The sequence below is a fragment of the Cellulosimicrobium sp. CUA-896 genome (assembly GCF_001942335.1).
Classification (GTDB): domain Bacteria; phylum Actinomycetota; class Actinomycetes; order Actinomycetales; family Cellulomonadaceae; genus Cellulosimicrobium.
Genome location: NZ_MKKH01000009.1, coordinates 1 through 21,834 on the forward strand (window position 1 = coordinate 1; position 21,834 = coordinate 21,834).

Annotated in this window: 22 protein-coding genes and 4 pseudogenes; 8 read left to right on the forward strand and 18 right to left on the reverse strand. The window is 75.7% G+C overall.

What is annotated here, in order from left to right; all coding sequences use genetic code 11:
- Positions 1 to 172: 172 nt before the first annotated feature.
- The 3 genes and pseudogenes from BJF88_RS22705 to BJF88_RS23035 form a co-directional block, all read right to left on the reverse strand.
- A pseudogene (locus BJF88_RS22705) lies at positions 173 to 1,156 on the reverse strand (o-succinylbenzoate synthase); the annotation flags it as partial.
- Position 1,157: 1 nt separating this feature from the next.
- Positions 1,158 to 1,793: a TetR/AcrR family transcriptional regulator gene (locus tag BJF88_RS03705; RefSeq protein ID WP_075827810.1), complete on the reverse strand. Its 636-nt coding sequence runs from the start codon at positions 1,791 to 1,793 to the stop codon at positions 1,158 to 1,160.
- A 235-nt stretch (positions 1,794 to 2,028) separates the two neighbouring features.
- Positions 2,029 to 2,124 (reverse strand): annotated as a pseudogene (locus BJF88_RS23035) (QacE family quaternary ammonium compound efflux SMR transporter); the annotation flags it as partial.
- A gap of 117 nt (positions 2,125 to 2,241) precedes the next feature.
- On the opposite strand from BJF88_RS23035, the pseudogene BJF88_RS03715 reads away from it, so the two are divergent.
- Positions 2,242 to 3,239 (forward strand): annotated as a pseudogene (locus BJF88_RS03715) (1,4-dihydroxy-2-naphthoyl-CoA synthase).
- Positions 3,240 to 3,249: 10 nt separating this feature from the next.
- On the opposite strand, the gene BJF88_RS03720 reads toward BJF88_RS03715, so the two are convergent.
- Together BJF88_RS03720 and BJF88_RS03725 are read right to left on the reverse strand one after the other, a co-directional pair.
- On the reverse strand, positions 3,250 to 3,489 hold the full coding sequence (locus tag BJF88_RS03720) for a hypothetical protein (protein ID WP_075827811.1): 240 nt from the start codon (positions 3,487 to 3,489) through the stop codon (positions 3,250 to 3,252).
- 152 nt (positions 3,490 to 3,641) lie between these two features.
- Positions 3,642 to 4,730: a DUF3048 domain-containing protein gene (locus tag BJF88_RS03725; protein ID WP_075827812.1), complete on the reverse strand. Its 1,089-nt coding sequence runs from the start codon at positions 4,728 to 4,730 to the stop codon at positions 3,642 to 3,644.
- A gap of 98 nt (positions 4,731 to 4,828) precedes the next feature.
- On the opposite strand from BJF88_RS03725, the gene BJF88_RS03730 reads away from it, so the two are divergent.
- Both BJF88_RS03730 and BJF88_RS03735 read left to right on the forward strand, forming a co-directional pair.
- Positions 4,829 to 6,001 carry an AMP-binding protein gene (locus tag BJF88_RS03730; RefSeq protein ID WP_075827813.1) on the forward strand — a complete coding sequence of 391 codons (1,173 nt, stop codon included), beginning with the start codon at positions 4,829 to 4,831 and terminating at the stop codon, positions 5,999 to 6,001.
- A 65-nt stretch (positions 6,002 to 6,066) separates the two neighbouring features.
- On the forward strand, positions 6,067 to 6,936 hold the full coding sequence (locus BJF88_RS03735; RefSeq protein WP_075827814.1) for a 1,4-dihydroxy-2-naphthoate polyprenyltransferase: 870 nt from the start codon (positions 6,067 to 6,069) through the stop codon (positions 6,934 to 6,936).
- Between the two features lie 60 nt (positions 6,937 to 6,996).
- Here BJF88_RS03735 and BJF88_RS03740 read toward each other — a convergent pair whose 3' ends face one another.
- Positions 6,997 to 7,296, reverse strand: a complete 300-nt coding sequence (locus tag BJF88_RS03740; RefSeq protein WP_075827815.1) for a DUF4229 domain-containing protein — start codon at positions 7,294 to 7,296, stop codon at positions 6,997 to 6,999.
- A 31-nt stretch (positions 7,297 to 7,327) separates the two neighbouring features.
- Between BJF88_RS03740 and BJF88_RS03745 the strand changes: the two genes are divergently transcribed.
- Positions 7,328 to 7,831: a PLD nuclease N-terminal domain-containing protein gene (locus tag BJF88_RS03745; RefSeq protein ID WP_075827816.1), complete on the forward strand. Its 504-nt coding sequence runs from the start codon at positions 7,328 to 7,330 to the stop codon at positions 7,829 to 7,831.
- Between the two features lie 43 nt (positions 7,832 to 7,874).
- Here the strand turns inward: BJF88_RS03745 and ccsB are convergent, their stop codons facing one another.
- The 6 genes from ccsB to BJF88_RS03775 form a co-directional block, all read right to left on the reverse strand.
- Positions 7,875 to 8,924 carry a c-type cytochrome biogenesis protein CcsB gene (ccsB, locus tag BJF88_RS03750; RefSeq protein ID WP_075827817.1) on the reverse strand — a complete coding sequence of 350 codons (1,050 nt, stop codon included), beginning with the start codon at positions 8,922 to 8,924 and terminating at the stop codon, positions 7,875 to 7,877.
- Positions 8,925 to 8,973: 49 nt separating this feature from the next.
- On the reverse strand, positions 8,974 to 10,755 hold the full coding sequence (locus BJF88_RS03755) for a cytochrome c biogenesis protein ResB (RefSeq protein WP_255371730.1): 1,782 nt from the start codon (positions 10,753 to 10,755) through the stop codon (positions 8,974 to 8,976).
- Entirely contained in the window at positions 10,755 to 11,612 is an 858-nt protein-coding gene (locus tag BJF88_RS03760) for a cytochrome c biogenesis CcdA family protein (protein WP_083648837.1), read from the reverse strand. The genes BJF88_RS03755 and BJF88_RS03760 overlap by 1 nt, the downstream gene beginning before the upstream one ends.
- 1 nt (position 11,613) lies before the next feature.
- Entirely contained in the window at positions 11,614 to 12,243 is a 630-nt protein-coding gene (locus BJF88_RS03765) for a TlpA disulfide reductase family protein (RefSeq protein WP_075827818.1), read from the reverse strand.
- A gap of 118 nt (positions 12,244 to 12,361) precedes the next feature.
- Positions 12,362 to 13,033, reverse strand: a complete 672-nt coding sequence (locus tag BJF88_RS03770) for a histidine phosphatase family protein (RefSeq protein ID WP_075827819.1) — start codon at positions 13,031 to 13,033, stop codon at positions 12,362 to 12,364.
- A gap of 28 nt (positions 13,034 to 13,061) precedes the next feature.
- The gene (locus BJF88_RS03775; RefSeq protein ID WP_075827820.1) at positions 13,062 to 13,565 is read right to left on the reverse strand and encodes a MarR family winged helix-turn-helix transcriptional regulator; all 504 of its coding nucleotides are present in this window, start codon (positions 13,563 to 13,565) and stop codon (positions 13,062 to 13,064) included.
- Between the two features lie 227 nt (positions 13,566 to 13,792).
- Between BJF88_RS03775 and BJF88_RS03780 the strand changes: the two genes are divergently transcribed.
- Positions 13,793 to 14,344: a YceI family protein gene (locus BJF88_RS03780; protein WP_075827821.1), complete on the forward strand. Its 552-nt coding sequence runs from the start codon at positions 13,793 to 13,795 to the stop codon at positions 14,342 to 14,344.
- Here the strand turns inward: BJF88_RS03780 and BJF88_RS03785 are convergent.
- Positions 14,331 to 15,140, reverse strand: coding sequence for a redox-sensing transcriptional repressor Rex (locus BJF88_RS03785; RefSeq protein WP_083648838.1), 810 nt, complete (start codon positions 15,138 to 15,140; stop codon positions 14,331 to 14,333). The two genes, BJF88_RS03780 and BJF88_RS03785, sit on opposite strands and share 14 nt — an antisense overlap.
- Before the next feature lie 72 nt (positions 15,141 to 15,212).
- Complete coding sequence (locus BJF88_RS03790; protein WP_075827822.1) at positions 15,213 to 15,509, reverse strand: glutaredoxin family protein; 297 nt, start codon at positions 15,507 to 15,509, stop codon at positions 15,213 to 15,215.
- Positions 15,510 to 15,563: 54 nt separating this feature from the next.
- On the opposite strand from BJF88_RS03790, the gene BJF88_RS03795 reads away from it, so the two are divergent.
- Entirely contained in the window at positions 15,564 to 16,379 is an 816-nt protein-coding gene (locus tag BJF88_RS03795; protein ID WP_075827823.1) for an HAD family phosphatase, read from the forward strand.
- A 223-nt stretch (positions 16,380 to 16,602) separates the two neighbouring features.
- Here BJF88_RS03795 and BJF88_RS03800 read toward each other — a convergent pair whose 3' ends face one another.
- Together BJF88_RS03800 and BJF88_RS03805 are read right to left on the reverse strand one after the other, a co-directional pair.
- The gene (locus BJF88_RS03800) at positions 16,603 to 16,701 is read right to left on the reverse strand and encodes a 30S ribosomal protein bS22 (RefSeq protein ID WP_003792170.1); all 99 of its coding nucleotides are present in this window, start codon (positions 16,699 to 16,701) and stop codon (positions 16,603 to 16,605) included.
- Positions 16,702 to 16,884: 183 nt separating this feature from the next.
- Positions 16,885 to 18,153: an acetoin utilization protein AcuC gene (locus BJF88_RS03805; RefSeq protein ID WP_083648839.1), complete on the reverse strand. Its 1,269-nt coding sequence runs from the start codon at positions 18,151 to 18,153 to the stop codon at positions 16,885 to 16,887.
- 159 nt (positions 18,154 to 18,312) lie between these two features.
- On the opposite strand from BJF88_RS03805, the gene BJF88_RS03810 reads away from it, so the two are divergent.
- Entirely contained in the window at positions 18,313 to 19,689 is a 1,377-nt protein-coding gene (locus tag BJF88_RS03810) for a TrkH family potassium uptake protein (RefSeq protein ID WP_075827824.1), read from the forward strand.
- 90 nt (positions 19,690 to 19,779) lie between these two features.
- A pseudogene (locus BJF88_RS03815) lies at positions 19,780 to 20,481 on the forward strand (TrkA family potassium uptake protein).
- Positions 20,482 to 20,490: 9 nt separating this feature from the next.
- Here the strand turns inward: BJF88_RS03815 and BJF88_RS03820 are convergent.
- On the reverse strand, positions 20,491 to 20,982 hold the full coding sequence (locus tag BJF88_RS03820; RefSeq protein ID WP_139315897.1) for a hypothetical protein: 492 nt from the start codon (positions 20,980 to 20,982) through the stop codon (positions 20,491 to 20,493).
- A gap of 139 nt (positions 20,983 to 21,121) precedes the next feature.
- Positions 21,122 to 21,829 carry a hypothetical protein gene (locus BJF88_RS19435; RefSeq protein WP_075827826.1) on the reverse strand — a complete coding sequence of 236 codons (708 nt, stop codon included), beginning with the start codon at positions 21,827 to 21,829 and terminating at the stop codon, positions 21,122 to 21,124.
- Positions 21,830 to 21,834: the final 5 nt, after the last annotated feature.

Sequence of the window (21,834 nt, forward strand, 5' to 3'; positions counted from 1 at the left end):
CGATGCTCTCGGGGTCGGTGGTGTCGATGCGGACGGTGTCGATGCCGGGGTGCTCGGCGGCGATCTGCTCGAGCAGCTCGGTGCGGCGCCCGCCGACGACGACGGTGCTGCCCTGCTCGTGGAGCGCCGGACCGGTGCCGCCGCTCATCGCGCGACCCGGTGGCGAGCGGTCGAGCACGGCGGCGACGCGCTCGAGGCGCTCGTGCCAGCGCGCGCGGTCGCGTCGTCCGGGTGCGTCCGGGCGAGGCCCGCGTCGGACGGCTCGGGTCGGGTGACCGGGAGCGCGCCGTCCCGAGGCAGGAGCGGGGGGTCGGCGACGTCGTCGGCGAGGAGCTGGACGGTCGCGAGGCCGCACGCGTACGGCAGCTCCGGCAGCGCGGCGGCGAGGGCGACACCCGCGGCGATGCCGACGGACGACTCCAGCGCCGACGACACGACCACGGGGAGGCCCACCTGCGCGGCGAGCTCCAGGCACGCCCGCACGCCGCCGAGCGGCTGGACCTTGAGCACGACGACGTCCGCCGCCTGCGCCCGCACGACGGCCAGCGGGTCGCCGGCGCGCCGGATCGACTCGTCGGCGGCGACCGGCACCGCGGCGTCGGCCCGCTGGCCGCGGCGGACCGCGGCCAGTCCCGCGACGTCGGCGCACGGCTGCTCGACGTACTCCAGCCCGCCCGCGGCGCGGTCCAGGTGCGGCAGACGGCGCAGCGCCTCGGCGGCGTCCCACGCGCCGTTGGCGTCGACCCGGACCCTCCCGCCCGGCCCGAGCGCGTCGCGCACGGCCTCGAGCCGCGCGACCTCGGCGCGAGCGGCTCGACCGTGCCGTCGGGCCCGCGCTGCGCGACCTTGACCTTGGCCGTCCGGCAGCCGCCGGACGCGGCGACGATCGACCGGGCACGCTCGGGACCGACCGCTGGGACCGTGGCGTTGACGGGCACGGCGTCGCGCACCGGTTCCGGCCAGCCGTCGAACGCCGCCTCGCGCGCGGCGCGCAGCCACGCGGCGGACTCCGTGTCGTCGTAGTCCCAGAACGGGGAGAACTCGCCCCAACCGGCGGGGCCGCGCACGAGGACGCCGTCGCGGGCGCGAGGCCGCGGAACCGCGTGGTCAGCCGGGTGCGGTAGACGACGGGGCGCTGGTCGGGCACGCGTCCCAGGCTACCCACGCCCGGGCCGCGGGGCGGGTCGGCCCTCCAGCAGCTCCGCGACGAGGCGCAGGGCGAGCGCGCGCACGTCCCGTCCTTCGCTCAGCGCGCTGACCGCGGCGCCGTCGACGACGGCGACGAGCACGCCAGGGCTCACCCGGTCGACGTCGAGCGCGTCGAGGACGTGCCCGAGGGCGGCGTCGAGGCGGTCCCGCCCCTGCGCGTACGCGCGCGCGAGCGTGGGGTAGCGGCCCGCGCCGACGAGGTGCTCGTAGAAGCCGCGCACCTCGGCCGCGTCGGCCGCGGGGAGCACGGCGTCCACGAGGACCGCCGGGGCGTCGTGCGGTGCGGCGGCGCGCCGTCCGGCGCGGTCCGCGGCGTCGCGCGCGTGCTGCACCCAGCCGTCGACGACGACCTGGCCGGCGGCGGCGATGAGGTCGTCCAGACCGGTGAAGTAGTACGTCGTGGCGGCGAGGGGCACGTCGGCGCGCGCGGCGACGGCGCGGTGCGTCACGGCCCCCGGGCCCTCGTGGAGGATGAGGTGGGCGGCGGCGTGGACGATCGCGTCCCGCCGCGCCGCGCCGCGCGCCTGACGGCGCGGGGTGCGCCGGTCGTCGGCCGCCGTTCCGCCGGTCGCCGCGTCAGCCATGCGTCAGTGCCCTCCGCCGGACAGGTTGAGCCCGACCACGCCCGCGATGATCAGGACCAGCGAGACGATCTTGAGCGCGCTCACCGTCTCGCCGAACAGCACGATAGCGAGGACGGCGGTCAGCGCGGCGCGATCCCCACCCACACGCCGTAGGCGACGCCCACGGGCAGGGTCCTGAGGCATAGCTCAGCCCGACCATGCTCAGCGCGAGCATGGCGACGAAGGACACGCTCGGCCAGAGCCGGGTGAAGCCCTCCGACGCCTTGAGGCTCAGGGCCCAGCCCGCCTCGAGCATGCCGGACAGGACGAGGACGATCCATGCGAGTGCCATGCGGTTCTCCGTGGCTCGGCGCGCCGGGTGGCAGGTCCCGCCGTCGCGCGCTTGTAGTACAAGCGTACCACTTTGATCCCGGCTCTCCGGCGGCGCGGAGCGGTTACCGTGGCGCACGTGAGCACGAGCCCAGCACTCCCCCCCGACGCACCGCTCCCCCGGCGGGTCTCCGACACGTTCGACCCGGCCTCGTGGCGCGACGTCCACGGCTTCGAGGACCTCACGGACGTGACCTACCACCGCGGCGTGGAGCGCGACGCGGCGGGGACGGTCCTGCGGGACCTCCCGGTCGTCCGCGTCGCGTTCGACCGGCCTGAGGTGCGCAACGCGTTCCGCCCGCACACGGTCGACGAGCTCCACCGCGTGCTCGACCACGCGCGCATGACGTCCGACGTCGGCACGGTCCTGCTCACCGGCAACGGCCCGTCCCCCAAGGACGGGGTCTGGGCGTTCTGCTCGGGCGGCGACCAACGCATCCGCGGCCGCTCGGGCTACCAGTACACGACGGCGCCCGACGGCGGCGGCGACGTGCACACGCGCGACGCCGTCGACCCGGCGCGCGCGGGGCGGCTGCACGTCCTCGAGGTGCAGCGGCTCATCCGGACGATGCCGAAGGTCGTCGTCGCCGTCGTCAACGGCTGGGCCGCGGGCGGCGGGCACTCGCTGCACGTCGTGGCCGACCTGTCGATCGCGAGCCGCGAGCACGCCCGGTTCAAGCAGACCGACGCGGACGTCGGCTCCTTCGACGGCGGGTACGGGTCGGCCTACCTCGCGAGGCAGGTGGGCCAGAAGCGGGCCCGCGAGATCTTCTTCCTCGCCCGTGAGTACTCGGCGCAGGACGCGTACGACTGGGGCGCGGTCAACGAGGTCGCCGACCACGCCGACCTCGAGCCGCTCGCGCTCGAGTACGCGCGCGTGGTCGCGACGAAGTCGCCGCAGGCGGTCCGCATGCTCAAGTTCGCGTTCAACCTCGCGGACGACGGCTCATGGGCCAGCAGGTGTTCGCGGGCGAGGCCACGCGTCTCGCGTACATGACGGACGAGGCCGTCGAGGGTCGGGACGCGTTCCTCGAGCGCCGCGACCCGGACTGGGGCCGGTTCGGCTACGCCTTCTGAGGGGCGGCGCTCACGCGCCGACGAGCCCGGTGAGCATGTCGATCAGGCCACGGCCGACGAACGCGGCCGCGACGGCGAGGCCGAAGAGCAGCCCGACGGAGACGACCACGGGGACGGCCGAGCGGGCGGCGCCGGGCTCGCGGTCGTCGGAGCGCGGCGCGTACGACGGCGGCAGCGGGGACTGCGCGGGACCCTCACGGAGGGTGCGGGCCGGGGACGGGTGGACGGGGTCCGGGACGACGGTTGCCATGACTCCACGGTGCCCGGGCGGGGGCACCCGGCGCGTCGGCCTGCCGGACGGGACCTCGGGCCCGCCGGTCCCCCGCGGGTGGAGCCGGCGTACGCCCCGAGGTGGAGCGCGTCGTCGTCCGGGACGCCCGGGCCGCGCCCGCAGGCAGCGCGTCAGCCGACGGCCCACGACCCGCTGCCGGTCGGCACGAGCTCGATCCACGTGGCCCCGGGCTCGAGGTGCACCGGGAGCCCGTCCGCGCCGGTGAGCCGGAGCGGGGCGTCCACGGCGTCCTTGGACCACGTCACGGCGACGTGCTTGCCGCCCGACGCGACGACGGCGTCGCCCGACCCGACGAGCTGCGTCTCCGGGACGGGCACGCCCGCCGGGTCGCGGAACGAGGTGTTCACCATCGTCGCCGCGACGAGCACGACGTTCGTCGCGGCGATCCGGTCGCCGTCGGCGGAGACGGCGGGCGCGTCGCCCTCGCTGCGCACGTACGCGCCGCGGTCGCCGGCCCAGTCCCAGACCGCGCGGCTCGAGTGCGTCAGGGTCACGTCGAGCCGGCCGGCCGGTGCGCCCTCGCGCGTCGCCGTCCCAGCACCGGGCTCGCGCGCGTGCTCGAGCTGCGCGGGCGGTGGGGACGTGCGGTCCGCGTCGGCCTGCGCCCAGAAGCTCGCGAGGTCGCCGTAGACGTTGTGCGGGGCGCGGCGCTCGCGCGTCGTGACGAAGCCGTCGTCCCCCTCGTCCATGACGACCGACTGCACGCCGGCCGCGCCCACGGCGTCGACGAACGGCGGCTGGCCGCCCGTGTACGCGAGGACGCCGTGCAGGGGGGCGACGATCGCCGGGTCCATCGGCCGCACCGAGCGCACCGGCCCGACGAGCTCCGGGGCGCGCGAGTGGTAGACGGCGACGAACCGCGTGATCCCGCCCTCGACGACCTCCTCCCACACCATGTCCGCGTCCTCGAGACCGGTCTGCGGGCGCGCCTGGCGCGCGTTCTCGATCTTCACCGCGAGCGCCGGCCGCGCGGCCACCTCCTCGGTGGGCACGCCCGTGAGGGGCCACACCACCGGCACCTCCGGCTCGGGCGGCCCGCCCTTGGCCGTGGCGGTGCTCGGTTCGACGGTCTCCGTCACCGGCGCCGCCGGCTCGCCGCCCCCGCAGGCGCCGAGCGCGAGCACCGCGAGGAGCGCGAGACCCCCCGTCGCCGACCGGGCCGGCGTGGCGGCCCGTCCTCGTCCCGCAGCCGTACGCACCGTCGAACCTCCCTCGACCGCCGGTCGCGCGCCGGCGGTGCACCCTCGGCCCCCTGGCCGGTTCCGGGTCACCCTACGCGGCGACCTAGGCTGATCCGGTGACCCGCGCCGTCGTCCCCGCCGACCTGGACGCGCTCGCCCGGGCCGTCGGCGCGGCGCTCGACGACGCCGGGCCGCCCGTCGCGCCCGTTCCCGTCGTGTCGTCCGCGGAGCCGGGCGACGGCGTCGCGCTCGTGCTGCGCACGTCCGGGTCGACGGGCGCGGCGCGCGAGGTCGCGATCTCGGCCGCCGCCCTGCGCGCGTCGGGTGCGGCCACCCACACGCGCCTCGGCGGACCGGGGCACTGGCTGCTCACGCTCCCGGCGACGCACGTCGCGGGCGTGCAGGTGGTCGCCCGCGCCCACGCGGGCCACGGGCTCACCGCAGCGCCCGCCGGGGAGCCGTTCACGGCCGCCGGGTTCGCGGCGCTCGTGCGACGGTCCCCGCGCGGCGTGCGGCGCTACGTCTCGCTCGTCCCCACCCAGCTGCACCGGCTCGTGGCCGCGGCCGACGCCGGGGAGCCCGGCGGGCTCGAGGCCCTGTGCGCGCTCGACGCCGTCCTGCTCGGCGGCGCGGCGACCCCCTCCCCGCTCCTGCGCCGCGCCCGGGAGGCCGGCGCGGCCGTCGTGACGACGTACGGCATGACGGAGACGTGCGGCGGGTGCGTGTACGACGGCGTCCCGCTCCCGGGCGTGCGCGTGCGGCTGGCACCGGGCACCGGCGTCGTCGAGGTGGCCGGGCCGGTCCTCGCGGACGGCTACCTGGGCGACGCCGCCGCGACGGCGGCGGCGTTCGTCGTCGACCCGGACGGCACCCGCTGGTTCCGCACGAGCGACCTCGGGCGGCTCGACGGCCGCCGGCTCGCGGTCCTCGGTCGCGCGGACGACGTCCTCGTCACGGGCGGCCTCAACGTGGCGCCGGCGGCCGTGGAGGAGGTGATCGCCGCGGTGGAGGGCGTCGGCGAGGCGTGCGTCGTCGGGGTCCCCGACGACGAGTGGGGCACCGCGGTCGTCGCGGTCGTCACCCTGACGGCACCGGGCACGACGCCGGACGGCCTGGTCGCGGCGGTCCGGCGCCGCGTCGCGGATAGGCTGGGACGGGCGTCCGCACCACGCCGCGTGGTCGTCGTCGAGGACCTGCCGCGGCGCGGACCGGGGAAGGTCGACCGCGCCGCGGTCACCCGGCTGGCGTCCGGGGCCGGGCCCCTGCCCGGGACGACCGGGCGCGGCTGACGCCGGTCCCCGCGAGCGGCCGCGCACCGCGCGTCCTCGTCGACCTCCCGAACGAACGGAGCACCATGGCCAGTCCTGCCGAGTGGATCGCCGGGGCACGTCCCCGCACGCTGCCGGCCGCCGCGACGCCGGTGATCGTCGGGTCCGGTGCGGCCGCCCACGTGGACGCGTTCGCGATCCTGCCGGCGCTGCTGGCGCTGGGCGTCGCGCTCGCGCTCCAGGTCGGCGTCAACTACGCCAACGATTACTCCGACGGCATCCGCGGGACGGACCTCGACCGTGTCGGCCCCATGCGCCTGACGGCCTCCGGCGCGGCGCGGGCGGGTCAGGTGCGCACCGCGGCGTTCGCGGCGTTCGGGGTCGCGGCCGTGCTCGGCCTCGCGCTGTGCGCGGTGTCCGGGCAGTGGTGGCTGATCGCCGTCGGGGCCGTCGCGATCCTCGCGGCCTGGTACTACACCGGAGGGCGCAACCCGTACGGGTACCGGGGCCTCGGCGAGGTCGGGGTGTTCGTGTTCTTCGGCCTGGTCGCGACCGTCGGCACGACGTACACGCAGGCGGGGGTCGTCACCTGGCCGTCGGTCGTCGGCGCCGTCGCCGTCGGGCTGCTCGCGTGCGCGATCCTCATGGTCAACAACCTGCGCGACATCCCGACCGACGTCGTCGCGGGCAAGCGGACCCTCGCCGTCCGGCTCGGCGACTGGCGCGCGCGCCGCCTGTACGTCGCGATGATCTGGCTGCCCCTCCTGCTCGCCGTGGTGTGCGCGTTCGCCTCCGCCTGGACGCTCCTCGTGCTCGTCCTGCTGCTGCCCGCGGTGCTGCTCGCGCTGCCGGTCCTCGCGGGTGCCCGCGGGCCCCTGCTCGTGCCGGTGCTCGCCGGGACGGGGATGTACGAGCTCGCGTACGGCGTGCTGCTGGGCGCCGGGCTCGCGCTGTAGGCGCCTGGCTCGCCCTGGAGGCGCCGGCGTCGTGCTGTCGGCACGTCCCGGCGCCGCCCCCTAGCGTGCGGGCGGTGCGTCGCTGCCGTCCGCCGCGTCGACCGCGGCGTCCTCCGCCGCGGCGTCGTCCTCGATCGCCCGGGAGAAGCGCTCCTTCGTGCGCGCACGCCGCTCGGCACGCTCGGCGAGGTAGCGCGACGCGGCGTCGCGCGGACCGCGCAGCGTCAGGTACGAGAGCATGAGCGCGACGGCCGCGGCGACGAGGACGAGCAGCCAGCCGCGCAGGCCGACGAGCCACAGGGCGCCGACCGCGACGGCGAACAGGAGCAGCCGCAGGACGGAGTAGACGACGAGAGGCACCCCTCCAGGGTACGGCGCTTAGGCTTGAGGGATGGCACGTGTGCTCCTCGTCCTGCTGGCCGTCGGTCTCGCGGTCTACGCCCTCGTCGACCTGGCCTCGAGCGACGACGACGAGCGCGGCGGCATCCCGAAGTGGCTGTGGGTCGTGCTCATCGTCCTGCTGCCCTTCGTCGGCGCGATCGCGTGGGTCCTCGTCAAGCGCTCGCAGCGCTCGGCCTCGCGGTACGGCGCCGGCGGGAGGCCGGGCGCGGGACGTCCCGGGCCGGGTCGGCGGCGCCGCAGCGGACCCGTCGCCCCCGACGACGACCCCGAGTTCCTCTGGCGGCTCGAGCAGGAGCAGCGTCGGCAGGGTCGCGGCACGCGACCCGGCAGCGGCAGCGGCAGCGGGACGCCCGGCGGACGCGCGGCGGAGGACGGCGCCCCCGGGACCGGCGGCACCGACGGGAGCGACCGCGCGGACGACGGCCCGGAGGCCGACCCCGACGGCGACCAGAGCGGGACGAACCCCGGCCACGACGGGCCGGGGAGCCGCTGAGGTCGACACCGGCAGGACGCGCGCCCCGACGGGCGTGGCGGCGTCAGTCGCCCGGCTCGAGGCCCGAGTACGAGTGCTTGCCGGTGAAGAGCAGGTTCACGCCGGTGAAGTTGAACAGCACGCACGCGTAGCCGACGAGCACGAAGTACGCGGCCCGACGGCCCGACCAGCCGCGCGTCGTCCGGGCGTGCAGGTACGCGGCGTAGACGATCCAGACGACGAAGCTCCAGACCTCCTTGGGGTCCCAGCCCCAGTACCGGCCCCACGCGTCCTCGGCCCAGATCGCGCCGCCGATGATGGTGAACGTCCACAGCACGAACGCGACCGCGTTGAGGCGGAAGCTCAGCGCCTCGAGCTGCACGGGCCGGGGCGTCGTGTCGAGCCAGCGCCAGCCGCGGGCGCCGAGGACGGCGCTGCCTCCGTCGCGCGAGTCACGCAGGAGCTGGAGCACCGACGTCACGAACGCGACGGTGAAGACGCCGGTCGCGAGGATCGCGACGCCCACGTGGATGACGAGCCAGTAGTTCTGCAGCGCCGGCTGGACACCGGTGGCGGCGACGAAGAAGGCGTTCTGGGCCACGACGAGGAACAGCACCGCGAGGCCGGTGACGAACGAGCCGAGGAAGCGCACGTCGCGCCGCAGCGACACGACGAGGAACACGGCGAGCGCCACGAAGCTGCCCACGAGCGTGAACTCGTACATGTTGGCCCAGGGTGTCCGGCCGGCGGCGACGCCGCGCGTGACGATCGCGGCGAGCAGCAGCGCCGTGCCCAGCCACGTGAGCGAGATGCCGATGTTCGCGGCCTTCCGCGACACCGGCGCCGGGCCGTCCGCGGACCCCGCCGCGCCGGCGTCGACGCCGCCCGCCGCCGTCGACGTGGTGGCACCGCCGGACGCCGGCCCGGCGGCCACGAGCGCCTCGGTGCGCTCCGCCGCGGGCGCGGCTGAACGTCCGGCCGTGGGCGCGATCGCGCGGTCCTCGTCACGACGGCCCGCGAGCCGCGCCAGGTCGATCGCGAACGCCACGAGCGCGACGGTCAGCGCGGTCGCCGCCGCCCACACCAGGTCCTGGCTCAGCTCGGCCACGGTCATCGGTCTGCCTTTCGTGCGGGAGCGGTGAGGTCACCCTCACCCGATGGTGTCACGCCCGGGAGCGCGGCGAGAAGCGAGTCCACCTCGCCCTGGAGGCCCGCGTCGTCGCCGCGGGCGAGCCCGGCGACGGCGACGACGGTCCGCTCGCGCGGCCCACCGCCGTCGGGCCCCTCACCGGACGCGTCGGCGGGACGTGCTCGCGCCACGCGCGCACCCAGACGCGGCGGCGGGGCGTGAAGAGCGAGACCGCGAGCCCGCCGAGCGCGCCCAGGGCGGACACGAGCACCCACGTGAGCGACGGGTCGTGTCGCAGGTCGAGGGCGACGTACCGGGGGACGGACTCGAACGTGAGGGTGCCGAGCCCGTCGGGCAGGTCGACCGTCTCCCCCGGCGCGACGAGCAGCTTCACGCGCTCGCCGTCGGCGTCGACCGACGCCTCGAGGTCCTCGGTGTCGAGCCGGTAGACGTTCTGCGGCAGCCCTTCGTCGAGCCCGAGGTCGCCGCGGTAGACCTCGAGCACGAGCAGCGGGTTGATCGGCTGCGGGTAGACCGAGCTCGCCGTCGTCCCGTCCGCGCTCAGCTCGGCGGTCGGCAGGAACGAGCCGACGAGGCCGATCTGGTCGAGCCCCGGCGAGACGTCGGGCACCTTGATGACGCCCTGCGAGGTGTACATCGTGTCCTCGGGCAGGAACGGGACCCGGCCGGAGAAGGCGACCTCGCCCTCCGCGTCGCGCACCGTGACCTCGGGGGCGTACCCGTTGCCCTGGAGGTAGATCTTCGCGCCGCCCGCCAGGAGCGGGTGGTTGACCTTGATCGTCTCCTCGTGCGTCGCCCCGTCGGGGTCGCGCACCGTGACGAACGCCGTGAAGTCGCGCGACTGGGCGAACGCGACGGCGTCCGTGGCGAACTCCGCCTCGAAGCGGTCGAGCGTCATGGAGAACGGCACGAGGGACGACGGCCGGAACCACGCGCCGTTCTCGAACGTGTCGTAGTCGACGACCGCGTTCGCGAACCCGCGGTCCTCCGTGACGATGGCCTGGCCGCGGTAGTGCAGGAGCTGGCCGAGCGCGACGGCGACGAGCAGCCCGAGCAGCGACAGGTGGAACAGGAGGTTGCCGGACTCGCGGACGTACCCGCGCTCGGCCGCGACGGTGCGGGCCGCCGGTCGCGCGGCGCGCCTCCCGGCGGCGGGCGCCGCGGCCTCGGTGCCCGTCTCGACGCGGAACGTCGGCAGCCACCGCAGCCGACCCCGCAGGTGGGCCTGCGCCGCGGCGGCGACCTCGTCCGGCGTCGCGTCGGTCACCGCGTTCCCCTGCGCGGGGAAGCGGTCGAACCGGCGCGGCGTGCGCGGCGGGCGGCTGCGCAGCGCCTGGAGGTGGGCGCGCGTGCGCGGCAGGATGCACCCGACGAGCGAGACGAACAGCAGCAGGTAGATCGCGGAGAACCAGACCGACGCGTAGACGTCGAAGAACCCGAGGCGGTCGAGCCACTCCCCCGCCGTCGGGTTGTCCTGCAGGTAGCGCAGCACGGCGGCCGGGTCCTGCGGGCGCTGGGGCAGGACCGAGCCGGGCACGGCCGCCACCGCGAGGAGCATGAGCAGCATGAGCGCGACGCGCATGCTGGTGAGCTGGCGCCACGTCCAGCGCAGGGTGCCGACGAGCCCGAGGGCGGGCGCCGCAGGCCGCGAGGACGCGGACGACCCGGAGGCCGCCCGGGGCCCGCCGCCCTCGGCCCCCGCCCCGCCCTCGGCGAACGCGTCGTCGATGCCCTCCGGGCGGTAGCGGGGCGCGTCCGTGCCCGGGGCCTTCTCGTCGGTCGTCTCGTCCCGCATCACACCACCGTCACGAATCCGCCGATCCAGCCCTGCAGCGCGCTCGTCCACGTGCCCCACAGGCCGGTCACGAGCGCGAGGCCGATGACCACGAGCAGCCCGCCGCCGACGCGCATGATCGCGAGGCGGTGGCGCCGCAGGAACCCGAGCATGCGCTGCGAGCTCTGCAGGCCGAGCGCGATGAGCAGGAACGGGACGCCGAGGCCGAGGCAGTACGCGACGCCCAGCAGCGCCCCGCGCCCGGCGGACGCCTCGCTGAGCGAGAGCGCCTGCACCGCGACCAGGGTCGGCCCGAGGCACGGCGTCCAGCCGAGGCCGAAGACCACGCCGAGCAGCGGAGCGCCCCACAGGCCCGCGCGCGGGCTCAGGTGCAGGCGCCGCTCGCGCTGGAGGAACGGGACGGCCCCCATGAAGGCCAGTCCCATGAGGACGACGACGACGCCGAGCACCCGGGTGAGCACGTCCTCCCAGCGCAGCACGTACGCCCCGAACGCCCCTGCGGCGGCGGACAGCCCGACGAACACCACCGTGAAGCCCGCGACGAACAGCCCGACGCCGGCGAGCACGCGCCCCCGGCTCGGCGCGGCCGCCACGACCGCGGTCCCGCCGCCCCCGCCCGACGAGCGCCCGCCGCGCCCGGACCCGCCGCCCGCGTTCGCCGCGGCCATGCCGCTCACGTAGCCGACGTAGCCGGGCACGAGCGGCAGGACGCACGGCGACGCGAACGACACGAGGCCGGCCAGGAGCGCGACGGGCACGGCGAGCAGCAGCGACCCGCTCCAGGCGATCCGCGCGAACTGCTCGCCGACGTCGGCCGCGACGACCGGGGCGAGCGCCGCGGTGGCGGTCCCGAGCACGTCAGCCACCTGCCGTGGCGTCGCCCGTGGCGTCCTCGGCGACGACGTCGTCGACGAGCGCGTCGAGCGTCGAGCCCTCGACGAGACCGATGACGCGCGCCGCGACGCGGCCCTCCCGGTCCAGCACGACCGTGGAGGGCACGGCCTGGAGCGGGACGGTCCCGGACAGCTGCGCCACCACCTCGCCGCTGCGGTCGTCGATCGACGGGTACGGCACGTCGAACGTGCGCTGGAACGCCAGGGCGGCGCCGGGCTCGTCGGTGGTGTTGATGCCGAGCACCTGCACGCCGTCGTCCGCGCGCTCCTCCGCGAGCGCCACGAGGTCGGGCGCCTCGGCCCGGCACGGCGCGCACGCGGCGTACCAGGTGTTGAGCACGACGACGTCGCCCTGCCAGTCGGCGGTGTCGACCGTCGCGCCCTCGTAGTCGGTGCCCGTCAGCGCGACGGCCTCGCCGCGGTCGCCGGCCTCCCACGTGCGCACCGACCCGTCGCCCGAGACGTACCCCTGCCCCACGACGTCGTCCCCGGAGGTCGTGGCGCCGGACTCGGCCGTGCAGGCCGAGAGCGCGAGACCGGCCGCGAGGGCGAGACCGCTCGCGGCGAGGGCACGACGACGGGCGACGGGGCTCACGGCAGCATCACGGGTCGCACCCTCGCGCGCGAACCTGGGCGCACCCTGAGAGGGAGCCCGGACGAACCGGGCACAACGGGCCAGGACCACTCCCGGTGGCCGGTCGACATGGCGAACGTCACGCTCCCGAGACCGCGGAGGCGCCCGGCAGGAGGTCGGCGACGGGCTCGGAGTAGTGGATCCCGACGAGGCGGTCGTCCTCGAACCGCAGCGACGTGAGGGAGGCGAGCGAGCACTCTCGTTTGCGCGGGTCGTGCCACAACCGACGGTCCTCGTAGCTGAGGCGCGTGAGCCAGACCGGCAGCTGGTGGCTCACGAGCAGCGCCTCGCGGCCGGCGGCCTTGTCGCGCGCGTCCGCGACCGCGGCGCGCATGCGGGCCACCTGCTCGACGTAGGGCTCGCCCCACGACGGTCGGAACGGGTTCCACAGGAACCGCCAGTGGCCGGGGTGGCGCAGCGACCCGTCGCCCACGCCGAAGCGCAGCCCCTCGAAGTGGTTCTCCGCCTCGAGCAGCCGCTCGTCCGTGCCGAGCTCGAGACCGAAGGCTTCGGCGGCGGGCGTCGCCGTCTCCTGCGCGCGCTGCAGCGGGGACGCGACGACGACGGCGAGGTCGGCGCGGGGCCGGGTCGCGCCGTCGGGCCCGGGCTCGCCGGCGAGGTGCGCCGCGACGCGGCGCGCCATCTCGCGCCCGCGCTCGGACAGGTGGTAGCCGTCGAGCCGGCCGTAGAGGATGCCGTCGGGGTTGTGGACCTCGCCGTGACGCAGGAGGTGGACGGTGGTGGAGACCATGGGCACCAGTGTCCCGCACTCCGCGGGCTCAGATCTCGTGGTCCTCCCGGCAGGCGCGCGCGACGGAGGCCATCGCCTCCCCCAGGGCCTGGAACTGCTCGGGCGTCAGGACGTCGACCATGAAGCGGCGCACCGCCGCGACGTGCGCCGGGGCCGCCTCGACGAGCGTGCGGTGCCCCTCCTCCGTCATGACGCAGTCCACGCCGCGCCGGTCGCCGTCGGTCGCCGAGCGGCGCACGAGCCCGCGGGCCTCCATGCGGGCGACGGTGTGCGTCACGCGGCTGCGCGAGCGGGCCAGGCCCTCGGCGAGCGCGGACATGCGCAGCGTGCGGCCGGGGCTCTCCGAGAGCCGCACGAGCAGCTCGTACTCGTTGAGCGACACGGCCGACCGCTCCTCGTGCTCGCGGCTGACCGCCTCGACGAAGCGGACGGTGCCCTCCAGGTACGCGCGCCAGAGCTGCTGCTGGTCGGCGTCGAGCCAGCGCGGTTTGTCCTCGTGGGGGGCCGTGCGGTCTGAGTGCTGCGTCGTCATGCGGTCCTCGGTCGATCCAGGGGCGGTCCCGGCGTGGGGGACGGCCCGGCGAGCATCCGGAAGATTCTTCCACCCTCCTCGGGAATAGACGGTGGTCGGGCCGGAGTTGATACGCCCGTGCGTGGTTGAATGTTCAACCAGTTGTCCGGAGCTCGCATTCCGGCCGACGCGGACGACGTCCGACCCGCTGCACGACGCCCGTACGACCGACACGAAGGAGCACCCTCATGGCCACGCCGCTGCCCTCCGGCCTCACCTCCGGCACCTACGCCCTCGACGCCTCGCACTCCCAGGCCGCGTTCACCGTCCGCCACGCCGGCATCTCCAAGGTCCGCGGCACGCTCGCGATCACCGGCGGCTCCATCACGGTCGGCGACGACCTCGAGTCGACGGCGGTCACCGCCGAGCTCGACGCCGCGTCCGTGAGCACCGGGGACGACAACCGCGACAACCACCTCCGCAGCGCGGACTTCTGGGACGCGGAGAACAAGCCGACGTGGGCCTTCACCTCGACGTCGGTCACCACCGACGGCGACGACTACGTCGTCGCGGGCGACCTGACGATCAACGGCGTGACCAAGCCCGTCGAGCTCGCGACCGAGTTCGCCGGCACCGCGACCGACCCGTTCGGCAACCCGCGCGCCGGCTTCGAGGCCAGCACCCAGATCTCCCGCAAGGAGTTCGGCCTCACCTGGAACGCCGCGCTCGAGACCGGCGGCGTGCTCGTCGGCGACAAGGTCACCATCACGCTCGACGTCTCGGCCATCAAGCAGGCCTGAGCGACCACGCACCCGCCGAGGGGCCGCGCGCACACCGGGCGCGCGGCCTCTCGCGTCCCCGGGCCTCCGCGCTCTCCGGATCGTCGCGCCCTCGGGCCGTCGCGCCGTCCGGGCCGCGTCGCGGCGTCAGCGGCCCGCCGCGACGGGCCCGCGCCTGCGAGTGGAACGCGAGGATCTGCAGCTCGCTGCCCACGTCGACCCCGCGCACGTCGACGTCCGGTGGGACCTGCAGGGCGCACGGCGCGAAGTTGAGGATCTCCTTCACGCCCGCCGCGACGACGCGGTCCGTGACCGCCTGCGCGTGCGCCGCGGGCGTGGCGAGGACGACGATCGACACGCCCTCGCGCGCCACCACGTCCTCGAGCGCGTCCACGTGCTCGACGACGATCCCCGCCGCGCGCGTGCCCACCACGTCGGGCGACGCGTCGAGCAGCGCCGCGACGTGGAACCCGCGCTGCTCGTAGCCGGAGTAGTTCGCGAGCGCGTGCCCGAGGCTGCCGATCCCGACGATCGCGATCCGGTGCTCGTCCGCCAGGCCCAGGGCCTCGGTGATGTACCCGGCGAGCGAGTCGACGTCGTACCCGACGCCGCGCGTGCCGAACGAGCCGAGGAACGACAGGTCCTTGCGCAGCTGGGCGGACCCCACGCCCGACAGCTCGGCCAGCTCCGCCGACGACGTCGTCGGCACGCCGCGCGCGACGAGGTCGCGCAGCGCGCGCAGGTAGAACGGGAGTCGCGCCACGGTCGCGCTCGGGATACCCGGGAGGGCCACCTCACCGACGACCTGCTCAGCCACTCGCCACCACCGCCATCCCCGGACCGTCCCCGTCGACGATCGTCCGACCGTGCTCGCCGTACCCGGTGCACATCATCCCAGGTCCGGTCGCGCTCCTGAAATCCGCCCGACCGCCCGCGCGAGGCGCCGCGCGTCGACCCGCCAGAAGGCCTGCTGCACCCCGCCGACCGTGACGACGGGGACGTACTCGGAGTACCGCTCGCGCACGTCCGCCGGCGTCGACGCGTCGTCCAGGTCGACCTCGCCCCAGACCACGCCCGCCTCGTCGCACACGCGGGCGACGACGTCGCGCGCCTCGTCGCACAGGTGGCACCCGGCCCGACCGTACAGCAGGACGGGCGGGACCGGGGAGGGGTCGGCGGCGCTCACGGTCCCAGGCTAGATCCCCGCCCGGGGCGCGCGTCGCGCCGATAGAGTGACGGCATGCCGACGCCCCCGGGGCAGCCTCCCGCCCTCCGCACGGCGGCGTTCTTCGACGTCGACAACACGATCATCCGCGGCGCGTCGTCGTTCCACCTCGCACGGGCGCTGCACCAGCGCGAGTTCTTCTCCACGGGCGACCTCGTGCGGTTCGCCGCGCACCAGGCCCGCTACCTCCTCCTCGGTGAGAGCCGGCGCCAGATCGACCGCATCCGCTCGCGCGCCCTCTCCCTCATCGCCGGGCGCTCCGTCGCGGAGATCACGTCCATCGGCGAGGAGGTCTACGACACCGTCCTGTCGCTGCGCATCTACCCCGGCACCCAGCGCCTGCTCGACGAGCACATCGCCGCCGGCCACGACGTGTGGCTCGTCTCCGCGACCCCCGTCGAGATCGGCGACCTCATCGCGCGCCGGCTCGGCGCGACCGGCGCCCTCGGCACCGTGGCCGAGCACGAGGACGGCTTCTACACCGGCCGGCTCGTCGGCGACCTCATGCACGGGCGTGCGAAGGCCGCCGCGGTGAGCGCGCTCGCGGAGCGCGACGGCATCGACCTCGAGGCGTCCTACGCCTACGGCGACTCGCTCAACGACGTCGCGATGATGGACGAGGTCGGGCACCCGTGCCCCATCAACCCCGACGCGCGGCTGCGCCGGCACGCCCAGGACGTCGGCTGGCCCATCCGCGAGTTCCGTGGACGCCGGCGGCGCGTGACGCGCAGCAGCGTGCGCACCGCGAGCTGGGCGGGGGCCGTCTGGGCGGGGGCGCTCGTCCTGCGGTCCGTGCGCCGGGCGGTCGACCGGCGGTTCGCGCGGCTCTGAGACTCACCGGACGGGTGGGGTGCGGGATGTTCGCCCGACCTACCATCCGCGCCGCTCGTGCCTCGCGGCGCTCCCGCCAGACCCGCCACGGTCGGGCGAACGTCCCGCACCCCACCCCTCGCGCACCGCGCCGCCACCTCGAGGCCGGGGACGCAGCGAGCCCGGTCACCCCTCGTCGGGGTGCCGGGCTCGGCGGTCGGCGCGCGCGTCGTGGCGCGCGACGTCACTTCTTGTTGCGGCGCTGGTGACGCGTCTTGCGCAGCAGCTTGCGGTGCTTCTTCTTGGCCATGCGCTTGCGGCGCTTCTTGATGACGGAGCCCATAGGTGGTCCTCGCAATGCTTGTCGGAGCTGGTCGGCGGGGTCGGTCCGGTACGGGCGACCGCCGGGTGGTCCACGGTTGATCAGGGTTCGTACACCACGAGCCGACCAACACGAGAGAAATCCGCCCCTTAGCGTACCCGCTCGCGCCGGTTCGCCCGAACCGGAGCGGGCCGGGGGCGGGGTTCAGTCGAAGTGCGCGTCGAGGCCGAGGTGCCCGAACACCGCGCGCCGCGTGGCGAGGATCGCGCGGTCCACGGCGTCGTCCGGGTCGAAGCCCGCGGACCACGGCTGCCGCTCGACGCCCGGGCCGAACGTCGAGGGCCCGTCCACGCCCGTGACCTCCGCGACGAGGGCACGCCAGGGCGCGGGCACCGGCTGCCCGTCCGCCACCGGGGCGTGCACCACCTCCCCCACGACGGCCGACCAGGCGAGCGGCACGACCCGCGCGATCGCGTACCCGCCGCCGCCGAGCGCGAGCCAGCGCCCGCCCGTGAGCTCGTGCGCGAGCGCGTGCAGCGCCGCCGTCGCGGTCCGCTGCGCCCCGACGGAGACGTCGAGGTCGGACAGCGGGTCGTCCCCGTGGGCGTCGCACCCGTGCTGCGTGACCAGCACGTCGGGACGGAACGCCCGCAGGACCGGGGGCACCACGGCGTCGACGGCGCGCCACCACCGCCCGCCGTCCGTGCGCGGCGGCAGGGCGACGTTGACCGCGGTCCCCTCGGCGCCGGGGCCCCCGACGTCGGTGGGGTGCCCGGTCCCCGGGAACAGCGTCGCGCCGCTCTGGTGGACGGACACGGTGAGGACGCGCGGGTCGCCCCAGAACACCTCCTCGACGCCGTCGCCGTGGTGGGCGTCCAGGTCGACGTACGCCACGCGGTCCGCCCCCTCGTCGAGCAGGCGTCGCACGGCGACGGCCGCGTCGTTGTACACGCAGAACCCGGAGGCCGCTCCCGCCTTGGCGTGGTGCATGCCGCCCGCGACGTTCACGGCGTGCAGCGAGCGCCCCGACGCGATCGCCCCGGCGGCCTCCCAGGACCCGGCGACGACGCGCGCGGCCGCCTCGTGCATGCCCGGGAACACCGGGTCGTCCTCCGTGCCGAGCCCGCGCCGCGGGTCCGGCGTCCCGTGCTCGGACGCCGCGCGGACGGCCGCCAGGTAGTCGGCGTCGTGCACGGTGGCGAGCACCGCGTCGTCGGCGGGCGGCGGCGCGACCAGGTCCACGCCCGGGCCGGCCAGCAGCCCGAGCTCGCGCACGAGGCGCATCGTCAGGTCGAGCCGGGCGGGCGCCATGGGATGACCCGGCCCGAAGTCGTAGCCGAGGAGGTCCTGCCCCCACACCACGCACGCGCGGGCGGGCCCGGCGGACGACCCGGCGGCGGACGACGCGGTGGACCCTGTGGACGGTGCGACGGCCGGCGACCCCTCGGCGGGCGTCGGGGCGGAGATGGGCATGGCTCACCGTAACGCCGACGACGCGGCGCGGGCGGGGCGGCCCCGCACCCGCCCGGGCCCCACGTCACCGGTGGGGCGACGTGACGGGTCCCCGGGCCCGTGGCAGAGTGGCGACCGTGGCACGACGCGCGTCGACGCTGACGCCGTGAGGGAGGTCCGATGGCCTCGGGCCTGACCGGCCGGCTCTTCCAGGGCCGCGAGCTCGTCGACCGCCTCGCCCGGCAGTCCCCCGCCCGGCTGGCCGTCACCGTCTTCGCGGCGGTCATCGCGCTCTTCACCGCGCTGCTGCTCGCCCCGTGGGCCACGGCGTCGGGCAGGTCGGCCCCGTTCGTCGACGCGCTGTTCACCGCGACGTCGGCGGTGTGCGTCACCGGACTCGTCGTCGTGCCGACGGGCACGTACTGGTCGACCTACGGCCAGGTCGTCATCCTCGTCGGCATCAAGGTCGGCGGCCTCGGCATCATGACCCTGGCCTCCATCCTCGGCATGGCGGTCTCGCGCCGGATCGGGCTCACGCAGAAGCTGCTCACGGCGTCGGAGACGAAGACCACCCGGCTCGGCGAGGTCGGCTCGCTGGTGCGCGTCGTCATCATCACCTCGACCGCGCTCGAGCTGCTCATCGCCCTCATGCTCTTCCCCCGCTTCCTCGTCCTCGAGGAGTCCGTCGGCGAGGCCGCGTGGCACGGGGTCTTCTACGGCATCTCGGCGTTCAACAACGCGGGGTTCGTGCCGACGCCCGAGGGCCTCGCGCCGTACGTCGGCGACTGGCTGCTGTGCCTGCCGATCATCCTCGGCGTCTTCATCGGCTCGCTCGGCTTCCCCGTCATCCTCAACGTCCTGCGCAGCCGCCGCCGGGCCGCGAAGTGGAGCCTGCACACCAAGATCACGCTGACGATGAGCGCCGCCCTCGTCGGCATCGGCACCGTGCTCTACGGCGCGGTCGAGTGGGCGAACGAGCGCACGCTCGGCCCGTTGTCGTTCGGCGACAAGATCCTCGCGTCGCTGTTCGCGGGCGTCATGCCCCGCTCGGGCGGGTTCTCGACCGTCGACACGGGCGGCATGCGCGAGGCGAGCTGGCTCATCACCGACGCGCTGATGTTCGTGGGCGGCGGCTCCGCCTCGACCGCCGGCGGAATCAAGGTCACGACGCTCGCGGTCATGCTCGTGGCGATCGTCTCCGAGGCGCGGGGCGACCGGGACATGGAGGTGTACGGGCGGCGGATCCCGCGCGACACCCTGCGCCTCGCCGTCGCCGTCTCGTTCATCGGGGCGACGGCGGTCCTGCTGTCGAGCCTGCTGCTCCTCGAGATCACGGGCGAGACGCTCGACGTCATCCTGTTCGAGACGATCTCCGCGTTCGCGACCGTCGGCCTGAGCACCGGGATCACGCCCGACCTGCCCGACGCGGGCAAGTACGTGCTCGTCGCGCTCATGTTCATCGGACGCACCGGGACCATGACGTTCGCCGCGGCGCTCGCGCTGCGCGACCGGCGTCGTATCGTGCGGTACCCGGAGGAGCGGCCGATCATCGGCTGAGCGGAACCACCGGACGACATCCCAGGAAGGCACACCGTGATCGAGAACCTGCCCGACCGGGCGGAGACGCCCGAACCCGTGGCGGCCCGCATCGCCGAGCGCGGACGCGCCGAGCGCGCGCGCCGCGGCGAGGCGCGCAACCAGCCGAAGGACGGCGGCGTGCTCGTCATCGGCCTCGGGCGGTTCGGCTCCGCGATCGCCGCCACGCTGGACCGTCTCGGCCAGGACGTGCTGGCCGTCGAGCGCGACGCGACCTCGTCGCCCAGTGGAGCGGCCAGCTCCCCCTCGTCGAGGCCGACGCCTCCAACCCCGTCGCGCTCGAGCAGCTCGCGCGCGCGACTTCCCCGTCGCCGTCGTCGGCGTCGGCACGTCGCTCGAGGCGAGCGTGCTCATCACGGGCAACCTCGTCGACATGGGGACGCCCCAGATCTGGGCCAAGGCGATCTCCGCCGAGCACGGGCGCATCCTCCAGCGCATCGGCGCGCACCACGTGGTGTTCCCCGAGTCCGACGCCGGGGCGCGCGTCGCGCACCTCGTCTCCGGCAAGCTGCTCGACTACATCGAGGTCGAGAACGGCTTCACCATCGTCAAGATGCGCCCCCCACGCGAGTCCAGGGCTTCACGCTCGCCCAGTCGAAGGTGCGCGAGCGCTACGGCGTCACGGTCATCGGCGTGAAGTCGCCCGGCGAGGACTTCGTCTACGCGACGCCGGAGACGCGCATCAGCGCGAACGACCTGCTCATCTGCTCCGGCCACGCGGAGCTGCTCGAGCGGTTCGCCTCGCGCCCCTGACGAAACCGTCTAGCGACCCGGCCCCTGCCTGAGCTGCGCCACCGCGTCGAGCAGGTCCGCCGGGCGGTCGGTACCCACGACGTACTCACGTCCGTCGAAGAGCGCGACACCCACCGCCGGGCCGGACCGTACGAACAGAGCCCACCGCCGCGGCCCCAGGAAACGCAGTCCCCACCCCCCTGCACTCAGCGCAGAGAGACCGGTCGCGTCCGCGCGCGCGACGTCCCCCGCGTGCACCACGCGCCGCCAGACCGTCACGCCTCCGAGAGAGAACTCCAGTCGCAGAGTCTCCGGCGCCACGACCACACGAGACCTCATGCCGCCGATCGCCACGGTGACCAGCACCGTCGCCCCGGCGATCGTGACGAAGAGGATGCGGTCCGCCGGCGTCTCGGCGTCGGGCAGCGCACTGATCAGGAACCACACCGCCAGCACGACGCCGAGTCCGGCGACGGCGACCCGCAGCGTGGGAACGGCGCCACGGCTCTCGCGGAACAGCACCGGGGTCGTCCTCGCCGGACGCTCGCGGCCGTCGTGCGCACGGGGAGGCACCCCGGCTCCCTCCTGGTCGTTCCCTCGGTCGTCGTGGTCGATCCTCGCAGATCCTGCGTGGCGACCGTCGCCGGGGCCGTCGGCGTCCTCAGCGGCCCCTGCCCGCGCGGCGTCGCAGCGCGACGCCCGCCGTCACGGCGACGCCTGCGAGAGCGGCGACGGCGGCGAGCCCGACGCCGGTCGTCGCGAGCCGGCCCGGCGGGGCGGCGGACGCGCCGCTGCCCGTGCCGTCGCCCGCCCCGGCACCCGCCCCGGAGCCACCCGCGCCGCCGGCGCCGCCACCGGCCTGCCCGCCGTCGCCGGCAGGTTCCTGGCCGCCGCCGGCCGGCGGCGTCTGACCGTCGTCGCCCGGTGGAGTGCCGCCCGCGGCGACGACCGTGAACGGTGCGGACAGCACCTCGGTACCGGTCGCGAGCGCGCGCACGCGCAGGCGGTGCACACCGGGGACGGTGTCCTCCGGCAGCCGGGTCGTGAGCTCGAACGCGCCGTCCGTGCCCGCCGTGGCCGTGCCCAGCGGAACGGGACCGGCCAGCAGGGCGACGGCGTGCGAGGAGCCCGCGGCGTGGCCGCGCCCGCGCACGACGAGCGGGCCGCCGGGCACGAGCGGACGCTGCCCGGTGACGACGGCGACCTCGGGCGCGGACGGCGCGTCCCGCTCGTCGATCTCGACGGTGACGCGAACGCCCTCGCCGGGCGGGAGCGGCGCGTCGGGCCCGGCCGCACCGGCGGAGGCGGCGGGCGTCAGGAGGGCGGCGGTGAGCAGCGCGGCGGCGAGGAGCCGTCGGGTGGTCGTCACGCGGT

What these genes read in the sequence shown, in the direction of transcription:
- BJF88_RS03775 (WP_075827820.1), bottom strand. Translation starts at nt 13,565, where the DNA reads ATGACGACGCAGCACTCAGACCGCACGGCCCCCCACGAGGACAAACCG.
- BJF88_RS03800 (WP_003792170.1), bottom strand. Translation starts at nt 16,701, where the DNA reads ATGGGCTCCGTCATCAAGAAGCGCCGCAAGCGCATGGCCAAGAAGAAG.
- BJF88_RS03805 (WP_083648839.1), bottom strand. Translation starts at nt 18,153, where the DNA reads ATGCCCATCTCCGCCCCGACGCCCGCCGAGGGGTCGCCGGCCGTCGCA.
- BJF88_RS03780 (WP_075827821.1), top strand. Translation starts at nt 13,793, where the DNA reads ATGGCCACGCCGCTGCCCTCCGGCCTCACCTCCGGCACCTACGCCCTC.
- BJF88_RS03795 (WP_075827823.1), top strand. Translation starts at nt 15,564, where the DNA reads ATGCCGACGCCCCCGGGGCAGCCTCCCGCCCTCCGCACGGCGGCGTTC.
- BJF88_RS03735 (WP_075827814.1), top strand. Translation starts at nt 6,067, where the DNA reads ATGGCCAGTCCTGCCGAGTGGATCGCCGGGGCACGTCCCCGCACGCTG.
- BJF88_RS03810 (WP_075827824.1), top strand. Translation starts at nt 18,313, where the DNA reads ATGGCCTCGGGCCTGACCGGCCGGCTCTTCCAGGGCCGCGAGCTCGTC.
- BJF88_RS03770 (WP_075827819.1), bottom strand. Translation starts at nt 13,033, where the DNA reads ATGGTCTCCACCACCGTCCACCTCCTGCGTCACGGCGAGGTCCACAAC.
- BJF88_RS03755 (WP_255371730.1), bottom strand. Translation starts at nt 10,755, where the DNA reads ATGCGGGACGAGACGACCGACGAGAAGGCCCCGGGCACGGACGCGCCC.
- ccsB (WP_075827817.1), bottom strand. Translation starts at nt 8,924, where the DNA reads ATGACCGTGGCCGAGCTGAGCCAGGACCTGGTGTGGGCGGCGGCGACC.
- BJF88_RS03720 (WP_075827811.1), bottom strand. Translation starts at nt 3,489, where the DNA reads ATGGCAACCGTCGTCCCGGACCCCGTCCACCCGTCCCCGGCCCGCACC.
- BJF88_RS03745 (WP_075827816.1), top strand. Translation starts at nt 7,328, where the DNA reads ATGGCACGTGTGCTCCTCGTCCTGCTGGCCGTCGGTCTCGCGGTCTAC.
- BJF88_RS03705 (WP_075827810.1), bottom strand. Translation starts at nt 1,793, where the DNA reads ATGGCTGACGCGGCGACCGGCGGAACGGCGGCCGACGACCGGCGCACC.